General features: G+C 72.1%; 1 protein-coding gene. It reads right to left on the bottom strand.

Features of this window, described 5'->3' with window-relative positions:
* Positions 1-469: lipase family protein (locus tag RM590_RS35545; RefSeq protein WP_311708947.1), on the bottom strand; the 469-nt coding region annotated here is incomplete at both ends.

The following is a 469-nucleotide window of genomic DNA, read 5'->3' as shown; positions in this document are numbered from 1 at the left end:
CCGCCGCCCTGGCTGTATCCGTAGAGACCGGTGCGGGAGGCTGTGGTGATGGAGGCTCCGGGTACGGCGTGGGCGGCGCGGGCCGCGTCGAGCAGGGCGTGTGCCTGGTCGAGGCGGTTGACGTAGGTGTGCAGCCGGTCGGTGGTGCCGAGGCCGACGTAGTCGGTGACGACGACTGCTGCCCCGGTGGACAGGAGCCGGTAGATCGCCAGGGCTTCGTAGCCCACGGACACCGTTTCGCCGTTGAGGGTGAGCGGGTTCTGGAGTGCGAACGACGGGGCGCACTGGTCGCCCTGGCCCATGGGGCCCGAGGCCACCGCGACCAGGGGGCGCGCACCTGTCCCCTTCCAGGCCGCCGAGGGTTCTATGTACGCGCCGGTCACGGCGACGGGCTGGCCGGCCGAGTCGGTCGACTTGTACATCAGGCGGGTGGCGGTGCCGGGCATGGACCGGCCGTCCAGACCGGGGA

The organism is Streptomyces litchfieldiae (assembly GCF_031845365.1).
Classification (GTDB): domain Bacteria; phylum Actinomycetota; class Actinomycetes; order Streptomycetales; family Streptomycetaceae; genus Streptomyces; species Streptomyces litchfieldiae.
Note: the sequence above shows the minus strand (reverse complement) of the source record. Positions and strands in the feature narration are given on the sequence as shown.